Origin of the sequence: Motilibacter peucedani (assembly GCF_003634695.1) — a bacterium.
GTDB lineage: Bacteria > Actinomycetota > Actinomycetes > Motilibacterales > Motilibacteraceae > Motilibacter > Motilibacter peucedani.
On record NZ_RBWV01000011.1, the window covers coordinates 382401 to 399760 of the forward strand.

Here is a 17360-nt window from a genome sequence, read left to right on the forward strand (position 1 = left end):
CTGCGGCGGCGGCTGCCGCTGCAGTGGCCACCGTCGCGTACGTCTGCGACCCACACCCGGTCGCGATGCCGACGGCCGGCCTCGGCGCGCGGCCCACGTCGATGTCGCAAGCGGCCGCCATCGGGTTCCGACCGCCGCACCGGTGATGGAGCGGGACGTCACCGTGGCCGTCGGACGAGGGGGGCCGCAGCGTGGCAGACGAAGGCCCCGACCGGCGTTTCCGCTGGTCAGGGCCTTGCGCCTACTGTCTCGACACAGTGTGCGCCCGAAGGGATTCGAACCCCTAACCTTCTGATCCGTAGTCAGATGCTCTATCCGTTGAGCTACGGGCGCGTGCGCCACCGCAACGGCGCCTGACAAGCATACCGGGTGTCGCGACCTCGCAGCGCACCACTCCTCCTCGCCGCCGCGACAGCGCAGGTACGCAGCGAGGGCCGCCCCTCGCGGAGCGGCCCTCGCTGCAGTGACCTGCTGCGGGTGCTACCTGGCTAGATCGTCGCTCCGCCGCGCGGGCCGACGACGAACTTGCACACCAGGATGATGACCGCGCCGACGATGATCGCGCCGACGCCCAGGCCCACGGCGTGCGTGAAGAAGCCGATGATGCCGAGGATGAAGAGGATGACGCCGACGATGTAGAGCAGGGTGACCATGGAGACCTCCGGGGTAAGTGGTGGGGAAGGACGTGTGCGCGCCGGTCAGTAGGCGGGCGGCACCTGGCGCTCCTCCACGACCGTCCGGGTCGTGGGAGCAACCACCTCGCGCTCGACGACGGGGCCAGCGACACGGCGGCGCGGAGCGAAGAGCGCGAACTCCAGCACGAGGCCGAGGACGCCGGCTGCGGCGAGGATCCAGCCCACTGTGTGGATGTCGAGCCCAGCGACCGTGGCGTCGACCGCCAGCGCCAGGATCAGCCCCGCTGCGATCAGCAGAATGCTGATGCCGATTCCCATCTCGTCCTCCGTGCTCGTCGTTGAAAGGAACAACACGTGGATACCCCTGGCTCAACGACCAACACGTCCTTGATCAGTGACTTCCTCAGCACGTTGCGTGCATCTGCGCAGGTCAGGTCCCTAGAACAGCTTCCGAACGGGTCCCGACCAGGCAGATAAACCCTCCCTAGGGGTGATCCCCTCGGGCTCATTCTTGACAGGTTCAAGCGAACTCATCGACTCTGCCTCGTCGATCGAAGAACTGCCCCGGATCCGCGAGGCAGGAAGTCATGGGCGAATTGCCGAATTGCCGTATCCCCTCGAGCCGCACGCGCAGGCACAACTCAGAGCCGGCAACACCCGACGCTCGGTCCCCCGGCCCTCATCGCACCGACCGGACTCGACGGCGGACTTGCCCGGCGGACGGCGTCACGCCGGTCAAGGCCGAGCGGAGCGAGCTCAGCAGCCCGTCGAGCTCGTCGAGCACGACCTCCGCGAGTCCCTCGGCGCGTCGAGCGTCGGTCCACGCCGCGAAGCCGTCGTAGTAGGCGCGTACACCGACATCGGCCAGCGGCACCGCCTGCCGCGGGTCCTGGAGGCGCGCGGCCATCGCGGCCGACAGCGCTGCAGCGATGGTCGCGCGCTTGAAGGCGGCTCGCTCCTGCAACTCCTCGCTCGTGGCGATGAGGGAGTTGATCCTCCGGCCGAGTTCTTGCTGCTCGGGCACGTGCTCGGCGCAGAGCGCCTGCAGACCGCAGTGGAGCAGATCGACGGCTGAGGCCCCCTCCGGTGCCGAGGACACCCCCGCAGCTGCGGTCGACACCTGCGCCGCCTGACCTTGGAAGAGGATCTCGCGCTTGTCCGCGAACAGCCGGAACAGAGTCGTCTTGGTCAGCCCGGCGCGCTGGGCGATATGAGCGGCCGTCGTCGCGTCATAGCCCTGCTCGGTGAACAGGTCCACGGCGGCCAGCAGCAACCTGCCTCGCGCATCCGGCTGCCATCGGGCCACAGGCACCAGCCTACGTGATGTGACCGAGACCCATCGCTGTCGTACGATGTGACCGAGTCACATCACCGACGGCTCGAACCCACGAGCCACCGACGGTAGGAGCTGGACATGCGCGTCTTCGTCACCGGGGCGTCCGGGTGGATCGGATCGGCCCTCACACGAGAGCTCGTGTCTGCAGGTCACGAGGTGGCAGGGCTGGCCCGGTCGACCGCGTCGGCCGACAAGCTGCGCGCGCTCGGCGCGACGCCGGTGCTCGGCGACATGCTCGACCACGACCTCATCGTCGCGCAGGCGGTGCGCGCGGACGCGAGCGCGCACCTCGCGTTCACCCTCGACTTCGCCGAGTTCGACGAGACGATCGACAACGAGGTGCGCCTGCTCGAGAAGCTCGCGTCCGCCCTGCAGTTCACGGGAAAGGCGTTCTTCGCCGCCTCCGGCACGCCGACCAACCTGGGGACCCTGTCCACCGAGACCGATCCGCTGGATCCCGAGGGCCCCGCAGGCGCCCGCGCACGCACGGCCAACGCAGTGCTGGCCCTCTCGCAGAAGGGCATCCGCTCCGGGCTCGTGCGCCTGCCGCGCACGGTCCACGGTCAGGGCGACCGCAACGGGCTCATCGCCGTGCTGGTCGGCCTGGACCGTCAGCTCGGCACGGCTGCCTACGTCGGCGACGGGCAGAACCGCTGGCCCGCTGTGCACGTCAGCGATGCCGGGCGGCTGTTCCGGCTGGCGATCGAGCAGGCGCCCGCCGGCTCCGTGCTGCACGCGGTCGCGGAGGAAGGCGTACGCATGCGCGACGTCGCCGACGTCATCGCACGCAAGACCGGCCTCCCGGCATCACCGGTCGACCCCGACCAGCTGGGCGTCTTCGGCGCGCTCCTCGGCGGCGACCAGCCGGCGTCCAGCGCCGCCACGCGTGCGCTGCTGGGCTGGGAGCCGACCGGTCCGACCCTCCTCGAGGACCTGGAGGCGGGCTACTACACAGCCTGATCTCGCGGGGAACCCTGCGAGTCAGCGGAGCAGGAGGTCCAGCTCAGCCGCGACCTCACGGGGCCGCTCGACGTGAGGCACGTGACCTGCGCCGCCGATCACGTGGAACGGCCAGCGGGGCTGCGAATCGGCCAGCCGACGGGCGGCGGTCAGGCGCGACAACGGGTCGGCGTCTCCGTGCAGCCACCCGCCAGGGACGTCCAGCTCGGCCAGCGACCGGGCATAGGCCGCGCCGTCGCGCAGCAGCGTCATCGTCTCCAGGATCATGCGCCACTGCTGGTGCTGCGCCTCAGGCTCCCACCCACGGCTTCGGCACAGCGCGACGTCGTCAGCCGACGCCGACACCGCGCTCTCCGGCACCCGCTCCGGGTGCGGGGTCGCCTGGCGCAGCTGCCTGTCTACGAGCTCGCGCGGGGATGCCGCTCGCTGCTGGCGCGAGACGACACCCTCCACGCCCGGCAGGCGGAGCAGCAGCTGCTTCGCGGCGATGCCCAGGTCGTAGTGGGCCGCCCGCGGCACCGGGGGAGCCAGGACGAGCAGGCGCGACACTCGCTGCGGCGCAGTCGCAGCCCACCGGAGGGCGACGGTGGCACCGAAGCTGTGTGCGAGCAGCGTGACCGGCTGGTGGAGCGCTGCCCAATCGGCGACGGCGGCCACCACCCGCTGGGCGTCGTCGAGCGTAGGTCCGGCGCCTGGGCGGCTGCCGCCGTGCGCGGGCAGGTCCAGAGCGACCGTGCGCACCCCCGCGGTGAGCAGTGGCAGCACGAGGTCCCAGTGCTCGCCGAGCCACCGAGACCGTGGATCGCCAGCACGACGGGTGCACCGACCGGACCACCGTGGTCCACTAGCCTGATCTCGCCATCGACATCCAGGAGCACGTGGCGGCCAGGACGGGAGTGAGGCCGCTCCCCCTGCTGCGCCTCGTGACAGCCCTGGCTGTCCCCCGATCCATCAACCCGGTGCACTGCTCCCCCTTCTACAGGTACTCGGCCGGCACCTGGATGGCCGCCACGACGTGCGCCAGCATGCCCGAGCCAGGAGCCGCGCCGCCAGGCGTCCCACCCGGCGACGAGGCATCCGAGCAGCTGCAGACCGAGACGTGAGCACCGCCTACTCAGGTCAACTCCCACCGCTCGGGCCCAGCATCTCCTCGACAGCAACCACATCTCGAGGAGAGACCATGCGCAGACCCGCCCTCAGCGGGCTCGTCGTCGCGGCCCTGGCCGCGGCAGCCGTCACTGCCACGCCCGGCGCGCCGGCCCACGCCGCCACCGCCGCGGTCCAGCCGGGCGACATCATCGTCACCACGGAATGGCACGACTTCTTCGGCACCCTCATCACCGGAGTCGACCGCATCGACCCGGTCACCGGCGCCCGCTCGAACATCACCTGGGGTGGTTACCTGGGCTTCGACCCCCACGTCGCCTCCGCCGCCAACGGCGACCTCTACGTGACGAGCGAGTCGGTCGAGGGCAACACCGTCTACCTCGATCTGGTCAAGATCGACCACCTGACGGGCCAGCAGTCCCGCTTCTACCACGGCAGCGGAGCGGATGCCAACGACATCGCCGTGGCAGCGGACGGCTCCCTCTGGGTCGGCAGCTGGTGGCCGGGCGACGAGCTCGAACGCGTCACCCACATCAGCGCCAGTGGCACCTGGCTGAGCGAGACCCTGCTCTCCGGCAAGAGCAGTGCCGACCACTCGCCCAACCTCGTGCCCCAGCGCGACGGCTCGCTCGTCGTGTCGCACGACTCGAAGATCGACCGCATCACCGACTCGCCGGCCTCCGCCTCGACCATCACGACGCTCGCCGGGCCCATCCAGTCGCTCGCGGCCCTGCCCGACGGGGACCTGGTGGCGCACCTGGCGCCCACGGTGACGGCACCGGGACGGCTGGTGCGCGTCGACCGCCCCGGCATCACGCTGACCACGATGACGGGCACGCCCGTGGTGCAGCCGCAGGCCGGCACCGGGCTGGCCGTCGACGCGGCCGGCAAGCTGCTGCTCGCCACCAGCACGGACGTCCTCCGCGTCGACCCGGCGACGGGCACGACCAGCCCGATCCCCGCGATGCACGGCGAGGGCCCGGTGGACGTGACCGTCGCAGGGGTGCCGCAGATGCCGCCCGCCCCGCTGGGCACTCCCGACTCCTACAAGACGACCAACCGCGGGGCCAAGACCGAGCCGGCTGCCTACGGCGTGCTCGCCAACGACCACGACGTCGCGGGCGCCAGGCTGCGGGACGCAGTCGTCGTCACCGCGCCCGGGCACGGGAAGCTGGCGGCGTTCGGGGCGGACGGGTCGTTCTCCTACGTCCCTGACGCCGGCTACGTCGGCAGCGACTGGTTCACCTACACGGCCGTCGACGCGTCCGGAGTCCGGTCGGCGCCGGTGCCCGTCAGCATCACAGTCGTGCAGTCCCCCGCTCCGGTCGCTGCGCCCGACGCCTACACCGCCACGGCCGGCAAGACGCTCACGGTGGCCGACCCGGGCGTGCTCGCCAACGACACCGATCCCAAGGGCGTCGCCCTCCGCGCGTTCCTCCAGCAGCAGCCGGCCCACGGGACGCTCCAGCTGAGTGACCACGGTGGCTTCGTCTACTCCCCGGCCGCCGGGTTCACCGGCCAGGACAGCTTCACCTACCGCGCCACCAACGGCGTCTACACCTCGGCGGAGACGACCGTGAGCCTCACGGTGCACGCGGCCGCGGCGCCGCCCAAGGTGACGGTCGCCGCCGGGGGCAGCGTGTCGGCGGACGCGCTGACGGCCACCCTCAAGCTGGTCCTGTCGGACGCGGACACCGCGACCTCCGCCCTGACACTCAAGGCCAGCAGCTCGAACACCTCGCTCGTCCCCAACAGCGGCGTGGTCTTCAGTGGTTCGGGCGCGAACCGCACGGTGGCGGTGAAGCGTACGAGCGGCAAGTCCGGCACCGCGGTAGTCACCGTCACCGTCTCGGACGGGTCGCACAGCGCGAGCACCCTCGTGACCCTCAAGGTGGGCGCCGACTCGGGCAGCGGTGCTGACACGCTCACCGGCACGAGCGGCACCGACATCCTCGCCGGCCGCAACGGCGCGGACAAGCTCGACGGTGCGGGCGGCAACGACATCCTCATCGGCGGACAGGGTGACGACACGCTCAAGGGCGGCACCGGAGCCGACCTCTACGCCCTCGTCGGCGGGGGCAAGGACGTGCTCACCGGCTTCAACCCGGCGGAGGGCGACACGAAGTCCTGACGCCCGGGCGCTCGTGCGGGCCTGTCGAGGGGACGTCCCTCGACAGGCCTGCGGCGACGTCAGGACCGGTAGGGGCGGAAGAAGTCCCGCAGCTCGGCCGCGAACAGCTCCGGCACCTCGAACGCCGCGAAGTGCCCGCCAGCCGCAGGTTCGGTGAGCCGGACCAGGTTCGTGGTGCGCTCCAGCCAGGCTTGCGGCGGCCGCAGGATGTCACCGGGGAAGAGCGCGAAGCCTGAGGGGACCTCGACGCGGCGCGCGTGCTGCTCGACCGGGATGGCGGCGTTCTCCGCGTACATGCGCATGGAAGGGCCGATGGTCCGGGTGTGCCAGTAGGTCGCGACGTTCGTGAGGATCTCGTCCTTGGTGAACCGCGTCTCGACGTCCCCGCCGCAGTCGCTCCAGGCTCGCAGCTTCTCCACGATCCACGCGGCCAGCCCGACGGGCGAGTCGGTGAGCCCGAGAGCGGCGGTGTCGGGCTTCGTGCGGTGCATGGCCGCGTAGGCGCCCTCGCTCGCACCCCAGGCGGCCACGCGCTGGAGCCACGCCTGCTCCTCCTCGGAGAGGTCGGCGTGCGAGCCCGGGACGGGCAAGCCGGCGTCGGTGCGGTGGACGGCCACGACCCGGTCGGGGTTATCGAGGGCGAGGTAGCGGCTGACACCACTGCCGATGTCGCCGCCGACGGCGCCGAACCGCTCGTAGCCCAGGGCGGTCATGAGCCGCGCCCACAGCCCCGCGACGGCGATCGAGTCGAGCGGTGCGCCAGGCGCGTCCGACCAGCCGTAGCCCGGCATGTCGGGCACCACGACGTCGAACGCGTCGGCCGGGTCACCGCCGTGTGCGCCCGGGTCGGTGAGCAGGTCGAGGACCTTCTCGTAGCGCCAGGACGAGTCAGGCCACCCGTGGCACAGCACGAGCGGCAGCGGACGCGGCGCACCGGCAGCCGCGCGCACGTGCACCGCGTGGATGCGCAGGTCGCCGATGCGCACGCGTACGCGGTGGCGCGCGCCCAGCGCCGCCTCCTGGGCGCGCCAGTCGAACCCGTCGACCCAGTAGTCGACCAGCTCGCGCAGGTAGGCGGGGTCGGCGCCCAGGGACCACGTGGGGTCGGCGGGTAGGTCAGCCCACCGCGTACCTCGCAGGCGTCCGGCGAGCTCCTCGAGGGAGCTCTCCGGCACCTGAATGGGAAACGGCTCGACCGTCGACTCCCCCGCGCCGCTCACTGCGCGCCCACGGGCTCGTAGCAGTCGAACGTCTCGTGGTCGACGACCCGACCGTCCTGCACGGTCAGCACTGCGGCGACGTGCGCGACCAGCTCCTGGCCGGCGCGGTAGGGCCCGGCGTCCACGCCGACGACTCCGCGCCAGGTCGCGCGCACCGCGGCGCGGTCCGAGCACGTGAGCACCTCGTGGACGTCGAAGACCTGCTCGCGCAGCAGCGCCTTGCCGGCTCGGAGTCCCTGCAGCGTCTGCTCGAGGTCGCGCACGGCGCCGCGCGGGGTGATCGGGTTCGGGTGCTCGACGACGCGCAGCCCCGGCGCGACGAGCGCCAGCAGGTCGTCCGCGCTCGACCCCAGGTCGGAGACGGTGGCGAAGTAGCGGAGGACGACGGACTCGACCTCAGTGGCGGTGGAGTTGGTCATGGACGCGACGATACACAACTATGGTTGTGCTGTGGAGCGAGAGACGACCCTGGGTCTGGCGACGTTGCTGTCCCTCCTGGGCGCCGCGGTGGACGACGCCGTCCTGCGCGCCCTCGACGGCACCGGGCTGCGTCGAGGTCACGGCTACGTCGTGCAGCGACTTCTCGTGGGGCCCGCCACCGCCACGCAGGTCGCGGCAGAGCTGGGCGTCTCGCAGCAGGCGGTGTCCAAGGTCCTCAAGGAGCTGATGGCCCTCGGGCACGTCGAGCTCGTCGCGGACGACGCCGACCGACGGAGCCGCCCCGTGCGGCTCACGACCCGTGGACGGGAGGCGGTGCACCGGGCCAGAGCCGTGCGAGCCGACATCGACGCGCGGGTCGCCGGGGAGGTGGGCACCGACGAGCTGGCGGCGGCGCACGCCGTGCTCGTCGCGGCTCTGGACGTCCTCGGGATCCGGGAGCAGGTCGAGCGGCGCACGGTGGCTCCTCAGGACGGGCGGCTGGGCTGACCCGTGGAGCTGACCGGCAGGGCCGCCGACTGCGCGCCCATCATGACGTCGCTGATGAGGGCGTAGGCGGCCTGCCACGCCTCCTGCACCTCGTCGTCCCAGTGGACGCCGGGAGCCCCCGCTAGCGCAGCGAGCAGCGCGTCACCGACGATCTCGTAGTGCTCGACGCGCACGCCGTAGCCCGCGTGACGCGCCCCGAGGTCCGCGCACCGCTCGAGGAAGTCGTCGTGTTCGCGGATGCCGGCGGCGATCTCGACGAGCATGGCGGCGAACTTGCGCTGCTGCTCCTCCAGCGAGGGCGGGAACAGCGGACGCAGGCCAGGTGCAGCCGCGAACAGCCGCCGGTAGAAGTCGGCGGCGAAGGCGTCGGGCGCCCGGAGGGCAGCGAGGGTGCGGTCGACGACGTCGACCTGCTCGGGGGTCACGGGGTCATCCTCCGCCGCCGGGCCGCAGCGCTCGCGCCAGGTCGGCACGGCTGCTGACGCCGAGCTTCGCGTAGACCGCCTGCAGGTGGTTGTCGACGGTGCGCACCGAGAGCACCAGCCGGTCGGCGACGTCCTTGCTGGACAGGCCGGTCGCTGCCAGCGAGGCCACCTCGCGCTCGCGGCGCGTCAGCGGGACCACCGCGTCCACGGCACGCAGCGCGGGTGTGACGGCACCCTCGCACCTCTCGACCAGCGCCTTCGCCGTCACCGCGGCCCGCGCGCCCTCGCGGGCGGACCCGCGACGCCGCAAGGCAGCGGCCACGGACGTCCACGCCTCGGCGGCGAGCAGGGTGCAGCCCAGCCGCTCGAAGGAGGCGGCGACCTCCGCCAGGCTGGTCGGGTCGCCGTCGCGCAGGGCGCGGGCGTGCAGCGCGTACGCGTCGGCGAGCGGTCCGCCGTCGGGCCGGCGCAGCTCCTCCAGGCGGTCGGCGACCGCGCCCGCCTCGCCGAGCCGCGCCCGGTCGTGCAGGAGCCGTCGCTCGGAGCTGACGTCACCCGCGGACGCGGCGCGCGCCGCCCCCTCCTCGAGCACCCGGTGGGCGGCGCCGAGGTGGCCGCGGCCGGCCAGCGTCCACGCCTGCCCCAGGCAGTGCTCCGGGTAGACGACGGCCGAGACCTCGATGCCGGCGCTCTCGGCCAGCGCCCGCTCGGCCTCGTCGAGCTCGCCGAGCAGCGCGTGCGCGAGCGCCTTCTGGTCGAGCAGCATCTTGCGGGCCGCGTCGTGACCGTGGGCGCGCGCGACGGACAGGCCCTCGACGTACCAGCGCACGGCGGTACGCGGCTGGCCGGCGAGCACCGCCGCGCGCCCGGCCATCCGGGCCAGCCGCGTGCGCACCCAGGGCGAGCGGTCGCGGGTGGCCAGCGCGTACCCCCGCTCGGCGACCTCCAGCGCCTCGGCGAGCCGACCGCACTCCTGCAGGGCGAACGACTCGGCCGACAAGTGCACGGACACGTGGTAGACGGCCAGCACCTCGGGCAGCGCCTCGTGCATCGCGAATCCCCGGCGAGCGGCGTCGACCGCGATCTCGGCCCGGCCGAGCAGCGTCAGCCCGGTCGCCCGGGCCCAGGACGCCACCATCGCGGCGCGGGACGGCGTGCCGTCGCCGACGACCGCGTCGGCCAGCGCCACCGCGTCCGCGGCGCGGCCGGCGAAGCCGAGCACCAGCGCCTCCAGCGCCCGCAGGGCGTGCAGGGCCGGCTCCGTCCGCGCCCGGGACGCCGCCTGCTGCACCACCCGCAGCGCCTCCGGGGGCCGGTTGCGGCCGGTCAGCTCGAGCGCGGTGCGCACGGAGGCGACGCGGACGAGGGCCACGTCGTCGGTCGTGGCGTCCAGAGCGGCGTCGAGGACCTGCTCGGCCTCGTCGAACTCGCCGAGCTCGTAGAGCGCCTCGCCGAGGAGCAGCCGCGCGTCGAGCCGGTCCTGCTGCGCCAGGGCCGCGCGGGCCAGCCGGGCGACGCGCAGGAGGTCGTAGCCGTGGCGCGCCAGCCGGGCGCCGCGCACCAGCAGCTCGGTGTCGGCGGTGCCTGTGGCGTCGAGCTGCATCGTCGCGATGCGCAAGGGGTCCTCGTAGCGGCGGGCGCCGTAGGCCTTGACCCGGCCGGAGAGCACCAGCCCGGCCCGCCGGCGGGCGAGCTCCGGCAGCTGCGCCCGCAGGACCTCGCCGTAGAGCGGGTGCGCGAGCCGGACGGTCGTCCGGCGCCCGTCGAGGAACGAGCGCACCGTGCCCGCCCGCTCGAGGGCCTCGAGGCACTGCATGACCTCGAGCGGGTCGCTGCCAGGACGGGCCGACGCCGCGAGCAGGTCGTCGAGCGAGACGGGCTCGGCGACGGCGAGCAGCTCGAGTGCGCGGCGACCGGCGTCGGGCACCGCGTCGAGGCGCGCCGCCACGACCTCCACGAGACGGGGCGTCGGGCTCAGCGGAGCCACGAGCCGCCACGCACCGCCGACCTGCTGCAGCGCGCCGGAGTCGAGCGCGCCGAGGACGAGCTCGCGGACGTAGAGCGGGTTGCCCCGCGAGGTCTCCCACACGTCGTCGGCGGCACCGGCGTCGACCGGTCCGCGCAGCGAGAGGTGCATCAGCGTCTGCACCGCGCGGCGCGGCAGGTCGCCGAGGTCGACCCGGCGGACGCCGTCACCGCGCCAGAGCGCCGACACCGCCTCGTCGACCGGCTCCGACGAGCGCACGGTCGCCAGCAGGAAGACCAGCCCCTCGTCGAGCAGCCGCAGGATCATCGTCGCGCTCGTGCCGTCGAGCAGGTGCAGGTCGTCGACCAGCACCACCGAACGGGACCCGCCGCGCGCCGACACCTGCTCGCGCACGGAGCGCAGCACGACGTCGAAGACGGTGACCGGGTCCTCGACGCCGCGGGCCTCCGCCGGGAGCAGGTGGGCCACCGACCCGAACGGCAGCTGCGACGACGACCGGGAGGCGGTGACGCGGGCGGTGCGGTAGCCGTGCTTCGCCGCCGCGCCCAGCACCTCCTCGGCCAGACGGGTCTTGCCGACCCCCGGAGGGCCCGCCGCCACCCAGCCGCGCATGCGCCGGTCCTGCAGCGCCGCCAGGGCGCCCTCGAGCTCGGCGTGCCGCGCCACCAGCGGCCAGGCCAGCGCGCTCGCCGGCTCCCGCACCGCGAAGGTCGTGCTCACCGTGCTCCGCTCCCCTCGGCGCGGCAGCACCACGTCGCGCTGCCCGGCTCCCTGCTGCTCCTCCTGCACGGCGCCGGCCGCGCGACCGCCGAGGACCCCCCTCCGGGCCTCGGCGCACGGACGACGTGCACAGGACTCCTCACAGCCACCCCCGGTCTCCCTGGCCAAGCATGGCGCGGCTCCCCCCGCCGGCGCCATGCCTCGTGCGGGTCCCGCCCGCCGGTCACCCGGCCAGGACGGTGCTCAGCGCGGAGACGTACGCCGGCTGCTGGGCCGTCGCCACCCGCGACGGGGCACCGAAGGACAGGACGTAGGTGCCCACCCGGGTCGCGGCGTCGTCGGCGTTCCCCACGTAGGTCGCCGCAGCGCGCGTCGTGCGGAAGCGGATGACCGCCGGACCGTCGGTCGCCACCATGTCGACGGCGCCGGGGATCTCGCTCGCCCGACCGCGGCGGATGCCACCGGGGCCCTCGTCGTGCGCGTGGCGCATGAGCAGGCCCTCCGAGGCGAGCTGCACCGTGATGCGCACCGCGTCCTCGGCCGTCGGCGTCTCGCGCAGGAAGGCGACGAGCGCCTTCTCGTAGGCCGGTCGACGCGAGGGGACCACCCGGGTGGGGCTCCCGTAGGAGAGGACCACCCGGCCCACGCGCGCAGCCTCGTCGTCGGCACCACCGACGTAGGCGGCCGCGGCCGCGCGAGTGGTGAAGACCATGACCGAGGCGTCCTCGGTCGAGACCATCTGCTCGCAGCCGAGCGACTTCAGCTCGACGCACGCACCACCGCGCACGATCGTGCGCGGACCCTCGTCGCGCGCATGGCGCACGTCGAGCCCCTGGGCGGCCAGGGCCTCGACGACCGCCTTCGCGCTGGGCTGCGCCTGCGCCGTCGCGGAGTGGGCAGCCGCGGTCGTCGCCGCCTCGGCGGGGACGAGCGGTGCGGCCACCGCCACGGCGGCCAGGCCACCCAGCGCTGCGGCCAGGACCCGGCGCCGGCCGGTGACGCGCTCCGCGCCGCAGGCGGAAGGGGTCTGGACGTTCTCGTTCATCTCTCGCTCCTCGGACGTGCTGCCGCACCCTGTGTGCAGCGAGCCACGACCGCTAGAAGGCACTGGCTCTTCGGCAGGTTCCACCACTGCAGCACCTTCTTCGAGCACTGCGATGACGGACATCTAGTTGGCTAGACATTCGTACTGTTGCGCTCCTACGGTGGCCGCGTCAAGTGCGAATCGCCACTGACGCAGGAGGATCCCGATGATCGACCGCTTTCCTGCCCTGCAGGCGTCGCTGTCACCGGAGGGATGGGTGCGCGCTCCCGACGGCACCACGGAGGAGACGGTCGCGGCGGCCGAGCGGATCGCGGGCTGGCTCGCGCGACGCGACCCTCCCGGTCCGGGCCGCGGAGGTGACGTCAACCTCCTGGTCCTGGCCGGAAGTGCTGTGCTGCAGTCGGTCCAGCTGTCGGCAGCTGCCTGGCACGCCGGACGCGTCGGCTGCATCGTCGTCACAGGCGGGGTCGGCCACTCGACGGCGGCGCTGCGCGAGCGCGCGGCGCAGCTGCGCGGCCGCTCGGCGGTCGTCGGAGGACCGAGCGAGGCCGCCGTGCTCGGCGGTCTGCTGCGCGAGCTGGGCGTCCCCGCGGCGGCGCTGGTGCTGGAGGAGCGGTCGACGAACACCGGCGAGAACGCCGCCTTCGCCCTGGCAACCGTGCGGGCGAGACGTCTGGCGCACCGCTCGGTCCTGCTCGAGCAGGACCCCACCATGCAGCGGCGCACCCACGCGACCTTCGAGCTCCACTGGCCGGCAGCCGCTCGGCTGGCGAGCTGGGCACCGTTCGTGCCCGGCATCCGCTCGTGCAGCGCAGGACCACCGACCTGGACGTGGGAACGCTTCACGGGACTGCTCCTCGGAGAGGTCCAGCGCCTCCGTGACGACGAGCACGGCTACGGCCCGCGCGGCAAGGGTTTCTGCGTCGCCGTCGAGGTCCCGGCCGACGTCCTCGCGTCGGCCGGCGTCCTGGGCCGCGGTCTCCGGCCGCGGGGAGCGACGGCACCTGCCGCCGGGTGCACGAGCCCTTAGCGCGCCCTCGCCAGCAGCCGGGCGAACGTGCCGGCGTCGTGCGCGCTCGGGTGTGCGGACCCGGACGTCGGGGTGCGTCCGGACGCGCAGAGGAGTACGGCGCTGACGAGGAGGAGGAGCAGGTCGAGCATGTCGTGTCTCCAGTCGGGTGCGGCGCGGCCTCGGACGGCCGGCCAGTGCCACGACTGTCGCGCCGGCGGGCGGCGCACGTCCTGAGCAACGGGTGCTCAGACCGGTGGCACGTTGCTCAGCTGGGCTGGCGACGACCGCGGCGGACGGGTGCCGGGGGCTCGACGGTGAAGGACGCCTCGAGCGCGTAGCGGTCCGCCGCGTAGCGGGTCGCGGTGCGCTCGAGAGGTACGCCGTCCTGGTCGAGGATCAGGCGCTCCTCCACGAGCACAGGAGATCCGGTACGCAGCCCGAGCTCGCGCGCGGTGGTCCGGTCCGCCGCCTCCGCACGGATGTTGCAGGTGCCGCTCGTCGCGGTCCGCCCGAGCGCACGCAGCTGCTCGTGGAGCGAGCCGCCGGCCAGGTCGGCGTCCAGGACAGGCGCCATGTCGGCGGGCAGCACCGTGTGCTCGTCGGCGATCGGCTGTCCGGACGCGACGCGGATGCGCCGGAGCTCGACGACCTCGGCCCGTGCACGCAGGCGCAGGTCGGCCCGCTCGTCGTCGGTCGCGGGTCGCACGTGCGCCGTCAGCACGCGCGACGAGGGCTCGAGGCCCCGGCGTCGCATCTCGGCGCTGAAGCCGCGCAGCCGCGACACCTGCCGGTGCGGCTGCGCCTCGGCGACGAAGGTGCCGCGGCCGGGCTGCCGGTAGACCAGGTCGTCGGCCTCGAGGCGCTGCATGGCGGCGCGCACCGTCATGCGGCTGACCGAGAACTCCTCGCACAGCGCGGCTTCCGACGGCAGCAGCGCGTGCGCGGGCAACGAGGAGATACGAGCCCGCAGCGACTGCTCGATCTGGTGGTAGCGCGGCGCGAAGCTCTCGCTCACCGACGCCCCGCCCGCCCGCACTGCACGGGGCCACAGTAGTCCCGCGCGCGGGCCCGGCAGCGACGTCGGAGGGCGGGCCCAGGAGGTCACCGCGTCCCCAGGCCGCGTTGCACCACCGGCAGCTGGGCGTCGGGGACCCCCACGAGCAGGGCACGGCCGGCGACCCCAGCCACCGTGCCGAGCCGGGCCACGACGTCCTCGCCGCCCGTGGTGGCGAGGGCGTCCACCCAGCGCACCCGCACGCCGCCGGTCCCCGTGCCGCGGACGGGGGTCCCGACCGCCCGGAGCCGCACGGTCTGCGGCGGCAGCCACGCGTAGGGCACCTGCGGCCGCGGGCTGCTGCAGGACGGACGCACGGCGTCGGCCAGGACGACCGCCGCCCGCCGAGCGGTGCACGGGTCGAACACCGGTCCGCGCGCGACGTCCCACCCTCGGGGCACCTGCACAGCCAGCCCGCCGCGGGACACCAGCTGCGACGAGAGCACCAGCGGCTCGACGGGGTCGGCACCGGCCACGGCGGCCGCCACGGGGTCGCCCGCGAGGCGTGCCGAGCCGCCGGCCTCCGAGACCGCCGTGCGGCAGCCCGCCCGGTCGCGGAGGACGTCGACGCGTACCCACGCCCCGGCGCTGCCGCGGACGAACAGCGTGCGGGCCGAGGCCGCGGGCCCGCACGGCTCGCCGCGCACCGGGGCGAGGGCGCGGACGACCCGCGCCATCTCGGCCTGGCGCGACACCGTGCCCCCCGCACCACCGGCACTGTCGGCGCCCGAGGGCAGCAGGGCCACCTGCGCCGGAGACTCCGGCAGCTGCAGCGAGTCCGGCGCGTCGCCCGAGGCGCTCACGCCGGCGAGCAGGTCATGGGCCGCCCGCGGGACGGTGAAGACGTCCTCGCCCTGCAGCGCGGCGGCCACAGCCGCGTCGTCGTCGCCGTGCGGCCCGACGACGGCGAGCCCCGTCGACGTGCCGGCCACGGCGTACGCGCCCACGCCGACCTCCGCGTCGGCGGCGGCCGCCCAGGCCGGCAGCCCGGCCACGACGGTGGAGGTGCCGCGCGCGGCGAGCGCCTCGCGCAGGTCACCGGCGACCGTGCCGAGCAGCACCGCAGGGCCTCCCCGCACCGGCTCGTCGCCGCAGTCGAGCACGTCGTCGAGCACCGCGTCGCGGTAGACGGTGCGCGGCTGCACCGTGGCGCCGCAGCGCAGCGTGGTCCCGTCAGGACCCCACGCCCAGCCGGCGGGCAGCCGCACGGACAGGACGAGCGGCTCGGGCGCGGGCTGGTCGTCACCGCCGCCGTGCGCCGCGGCGACGTACGCGCCTCCTCCCACGGCTCCCACCACCAGGACCCCGGCGAGCAGGCGCCGGGCCCGGGAGGCCGCAGCGGAGACGCGGCCCCACGGGGTCCGCGCGGCGCGCGCGAGGACCGCGTCGGTGGGCCGAGGGGTGCGGGGCACGACGTCGTCGACCGCCAGGTGCAGCAGGGCGACCATGCTCTCGTCGTCATGCATCAGCTGCCACCTCCCACGACCGCCTCGTCGAGCCAGCCCGTCGCCCGCAGCGCGGCGATGCCGCGGCTGGTCCGGCTCTTCACGGTGCCGGAGGAGATGTCCAGCGCGTCGGCGATCTGCGCCTCGGTGTAGTCGCCCCAGAACCGCAGCACGAGCACGACGCGCTGCTGCGCGGGCAGGGCGGCGAGCGCGCGGCGCACCGCATCGGCGGTGTCGGACTGCGCGTAGGCGTCGGGCGCCGCGTGCTCAGGCAGCTCGTCCGTGGGCCGCTCGCCCCACCACCGCCGCTTGCCCGCGCGCCAGGCGGCGTGCGTCATGACCTTGCGGGTGTAGGCCTCGGGCCCGCCGTCGGTGCCGTCGGGCCGCACCGGGCGCGCGTCGTCGACGGCGTCGCTGTGCAGCCGGTCCCAGGCGTGGAGCGTCTTCACGAGCGCCTCCTGCACGAGGTCCTCACCGCGGCCCGGATCGCCCGTGAGCAGCGTCCCGAACCGGACCAGCGAGGGGTAGCGCGCCTCGACGAAAGCGCGGAACCCGACTGGCTCACGCATGACCTGGCAACTCCCTCATCTGTCGTGTGCATGCATGCCACTGAGTACCACTGCTCCAGCGTCCGGAGTGCGGCTCGTGACTGTCAGGGCCCTAGCGCCCAGACCGACAGCCGCGAGCCGGCGGCGCTGAGCGCGGCGGCGGGCACGGCGGGCGGTGGCTACGGTGTGCGGGTCGTACACCTCGTCCTCCTCAGCGGTGGCCGCTGCGCCCCGTGCGCAGCCCCTGTCCCCTGCCAGAAGGCACTGGCCCGGCGAGAGGTTCCGCCGAGCGCTGCCCCGACTGCATGAGCTCGGTGACGAGCTCGAACGCCGCGTCCCACGCGTCGGCCGTCCGGACGGTCCAGGCGTCGCCGACGGTGGCGGCGAGCGACTCGGCGAGGACCTCGCCGAAGACCGGGTAGTGCTCGGCCCGGGCACCGTAGGACTCGTGCCGCCGCCCGAGCGCCACGCACTCCGCGGCGAGTCGCTCGTGGTCGTGCACCGCGTACCCGATCTCGTCGAGCACCGCGGCGACCTTGCCCTCCTGCTCGGCCGTGTCGTCGGGGAAGAGGCTCCGGAGCGCCGGGTTCCTGGTGGAGAGCCGCTCGAAGAAGCGGGCGGCCAGCAGGTCGAGGTCGCACCGGGCTGCCCGCAGCGTCGACTGCACGACAGCCACCTGGTCAGGTGTCATGCGCACAGCAGACCGGAGGCGCCCGCCCAGGCGCCTGAGCAAGGACTACTCAGCTGCTCCCGTGCGGCAGGAGTGAGCACCCGACGATCGCGGACTGAGCAACCGTTGCTCAGGCCG

17 protein-coding genes and 1 tRNA gene are annotated in these 17360 nt (G+C 74.0%); 4 read left to right on the forward strand and 14 right to left on the reverse strand.

Annotation, left to right across the window (positions count from 1 at the left end):
• Window positions 1-260: 260 nt before the first annotated feature.
• The 4 genes from CLV35_RS10130 to CLV35_RS10140 form a co-directional block, all read right to left on the reverse strand.
• A tRNA-Arg gene (locus CLV35_RS10130) sits at window positions 261-333 on the reverse strand.
• A 155-nt stretch (window positions 334-488) separates the two neighbouring features.
• Window positions 489-653 carry a hypothetical protein gene (locus CLV35_RS20040; protein WP_183061903.1) on the reverse strand — a complete coding sequence of 55 codons (165 nt, stop codon included), beginning with the start codon at window positions 651-653 and terminating at the stop codon, window positions 489-491.
• Between the two features lie 45 nt (window positions 654-698).
• The gene (locus tag CLV35_RS10135) at window positions 699-953 is read right to left on the reverse strand and encodes a DUF6458 family protein (protein ID WP_121193525.1); all 255 of its coding nucleotides are present in this window, start codon (window positions 951-953) and stop codon (window positions 699-701) included.
• Window positions 954-1314: 361 nt separating this feature from the next.
• Window positions 1315-1941 (reverse strand): TetR/AcrR family transcriptional regulator, encoded by a 627-nt coding sequence (locus tag CLV35_RS10140; RefSeq protein WP_183061904.1) that lies wholly within the window; start codon window positions 1939-1941, stop codon window positions 1315-1317.
• A gap of 108 nt (window positions 1942-2049) precedes the next feature.
• Between CLV35_RS10140 and CLV35_RS10145 the strand changes: the two genes are divergently transcribed.
• On the forward strand, window positions 2050-2931 hold the full coding sequence (locus tag CLV35_RS10145; protein WP_121193334.1) for an SDR family oxidoreductase: 882 nt from the start codon (window positions 2050-2052) through the stop codon (window positions 2929-2931).
• Window positions 2932-2952: 21 nt separating this feature from the next.
• On the opposite strand, the gene CLV35_RS10150 is transcribed toward CLV35_RS10145, so the two are convergent.
• On the reverse strand, window positions 2953-3879 hold the full coding sequence (locus tag CLV35_RS10150) for an alpha/beta fold hydrolase (protein WP_121193335.1): 927 nt from the start codon (window positions 3877-3879) through the stop codon (window positions 2953-2955).
• Between the two features lie 232 nt (window positions 3880-4111).
• On the opposite strand from CLV35_RS10150, the gene CLV35_RS10160 reads away from it, so the two are divergent.
• Complete coding sequence (locus tag CLV35_RS10160; RefSeq protein WP_121193337.1) at window positions 4112-6169, forward strand: Ig-like domain-containing protein; 2058 nt, start codon at window positions 4112-4114, stop codon at window positions 6167-6169.
• Window positions 6170-6228: 59 nt separating this feature from the next.
• Here the strand turns inward: CLV35_RS10160 and CLV35_RS10165 are convergent, their stop codons facing one another.
• Both CLV35_RS10165 and CLV35_RS10170 read right to left on the reverse strand, forming a co-directional pair.
• Window positions 6229-7389, reverse strand: coding sequence for an epoxide hydrolase family protein (locus CLV35_RS10165; protein ID WP_121193338.1), 1161 nt, complete (start codon window positions 7387-7389; stop codon window positions 6229-6231).
• Window positions 7386-7808 carry a nuclear transport factor 2 family protein gene (locus CLV35_RS10170; protein WP_121193339.1) on the reverse strand — a complete coding sequence of 141 codons (423 nt, stop codon included), beginning with the start codon at window positions 7806-7808 and terminating at the stop codon, window positions 7386-7388. Before CLV35_RS10170 ends, CLV35_RS10165 begins: the two co-directional genes overlap by 4 nt.
• A 31-nt stretch (window positions 7809-7839) precedes the next feature.
• Here CLV35_RS10170 and CLV35_RS10175 point away from each other — a divergent pair, with 31 nt between their 5' ends.
• Window positions 7840-8316 carry a MarR family winged helix-turn-helix transcriptional regulator gene (locus CLV35_RS10175; RefSeq protein ID WP_183061905.1) on the forward strand — a complete coding sequence of 159 codons (477 nt, stop codon included), beginning with the start codon at window positions 7840-7842 and terminating at the stop codon, window positions 8314-8316.
• Here CLV35_RS10175 and CLV35_RS10180 read toward each other — a convergent pair.
• From CLV35_RS10180 to CLV35_RS10190, 3 genes are all read right to left on the reverse strand, one after another.
• Complete coding sequence (locus CLV35_RS10180; RefSeq protein WP_183061906.1) at window positions 8295-8741, reverse strand: globin domain-containing protein; 447 nt, start codon at window positions 8739-8741, stop codon at window positions 8295-8297. The genes CLV35_RS10175 and CLV35_RS10180 overlap by 22 nt on opposite strands.
• A 4-nt stretch (window positions 8742-8745) precedes the next feature.
• Entirely contained in the window at window positions 8746-11448 is a 2703-nt protein-coding gene (locus CLV35_RS10185) for a LuxR C-terminal-related transcriptional regulator (protein WP_147431928.1), read from the reverse strand.
• Between the two features lie 223 nt (window positions 11449-11671).
• Window positions 11672-12493: a hypothetical protein gene (locus CLV35_RS10190; RefSeq protein WP_121193343.1), complete on the reverse strand. Its 822-nt coding sequence runs from the start codon at window positions 12491-12493 to the stop codon at window positions 11672-11674.
• A 205-nt stretch (window positions 12494-12698) separates the two neighbouring features.
• On the opposite strand from CLV35_RS10190, the gene CLV35_RS10195 reads away from it, so the two are divergent.
• Entirely contained in the window at window positions 12699-13523 is an 825-nt protein-coding gene (locus CLV35_RS10195; protein WP_121193344.1) for a YdcF family protein, read from the forward strand.
• A 247-nt stretch (window positions 13524-13770) separates the two neighbouring features.
• Here the strand turns inward: CLV35_RS10195 and CLV35_RS10200 are convergent, their stop codons facing one another.
• The 4 genes from CLV35_RS10200 to CLV35_RS10215 all read right to left on the reverse strand — a co-directional run bounded on the left by CLV35_RS10200 (window position 13771) and on the right by CLV35_RS10215 (window position 17243).
• A complete protein-coding gene (locus CLV35_RS10200) occupies window positions 13771-14520 on the reverse strand; it encodes a GntR family transcriptional regulator (RefSeq protein ID WP_121193526.1) in 750 nt (249 codons plus the stop codon).
• 86 nt (window positions 14521-14606) lie between these two features.
• Window positions 14607-16025 carry a hypothetical protein gene (locus tag CLV35_RS10205; protein WP_121193345.1) on the reverse strand — a complete coding sequence of 473 codons (1419 nt, stop codon included), beginning with the start codon at window positions 16023-16025 and terminating at the stop codon, window positions 14607-14609.
• A complete protein-coding gene (locus CLV35_RS10210) occupies window positions 16025-16573 on the reverse strand; it encodes a SigE family RNA polymerase sigma factor (RefSeq protein ID WP_121193346.1) in 549 nt (182 codons plus the stop codon). The genes CLV35_RS10205 and CLV35_RS10210 overlap by 1 nt, the downstream gene beginning before the upstream one ends.
• Before the next feature lie 190 nt (window positions 16574-16763).
• A complete protein-coding gene (locus tag CLV35_RS10215; RefSeq protein WP_147431929.1) occupies window positions 16764-17243 on the reverse strand; it encodes a globin domain-containing protein in 480 nt (159 codons plus the stop codon).
• Window positions 17244-17360 lie beyond the last annotated feature (117 nt).

What these genes read in the sequence shown, in the direction of transcription:
- CLV35_RS20040 (WP_183061903.1), bottom strand. Translation starts at nt 653, where the DNA reads ATGGTCACCCTGCTCTACATCGTCGGCGTCATCCTCTTCATCCTCGGC.
- CLV35_RS10135 (WP_121193525.1), bottom strand. Translation starts at nt 953, where the DNA reads ATGGGAATCGGCATCAGCATTCTGCTGATCGCAGCGGGGCTGATCCTG.
- CLV35_RS10145 (WP_121193334.1), top strand. Translation starts at nt 2,050, where the DNA reads ATGCGCGTCTTCGTCACCGGGGCGTCCGGGTGGATCGGATCGGCCCTC.
- CLV35_RS10160 (WP_121193337.1), top strand. Translation starts at nt 4,112, where the DNA reads ATGCGCAGACCCGCCCTCAGCGGGCTCGTCGTCGCGGCCCTGGCCGCG.
- CLV35_RS10170 (WP_121193339.1), bottom strand. Translation starts at nt 7,808, where the DNA reads ATGACCAACTCCACCGCCACTGAGGTCGAGTCCGTCGTCCTCCGCTAC.
- CLV35_RS10190 (WP_121193343.1), bottom strand. Translation starts at nt 12,493, where the DNA reads ATGAACGAGAACGTCCAGACCCCTTCCGCCTGCGGCGCGGAGCGCGTC.
- CLV35_RS10195 (WP_121193344.1), top strand. Translation starts at nt 12,699, where the DNA reads ATGATCGACCGCTTTCCTGCCCTGCAGGCGTCGCTGTCACCGGAGGGA.
- CLV35_RS10205 (WP_121193345.1), bottom strand. Translation starts at nt 16,025, where the DNA reads ATGCATGACGACGAGAGCATGGTCGCCCTGCTGCACCTGGCGGTCGAC.
- CLV35_RS10210 (WP_121193346.1), bottom strand. Translation starts at nt 16,573, where the DNA reads ATGCGTGAGCCAGTCGGGTTCCGCGCTTTCGTCGAGGCGCGCTACCCC.
- CLV35_RS10215 (WP_147431929.1), bottom strand. Translation starts at nt 17,243, where the DNA reads ATGACACCTGACCAGGTGGCTGTCGTGCAGTCGACGCTGCGGGCAGCC.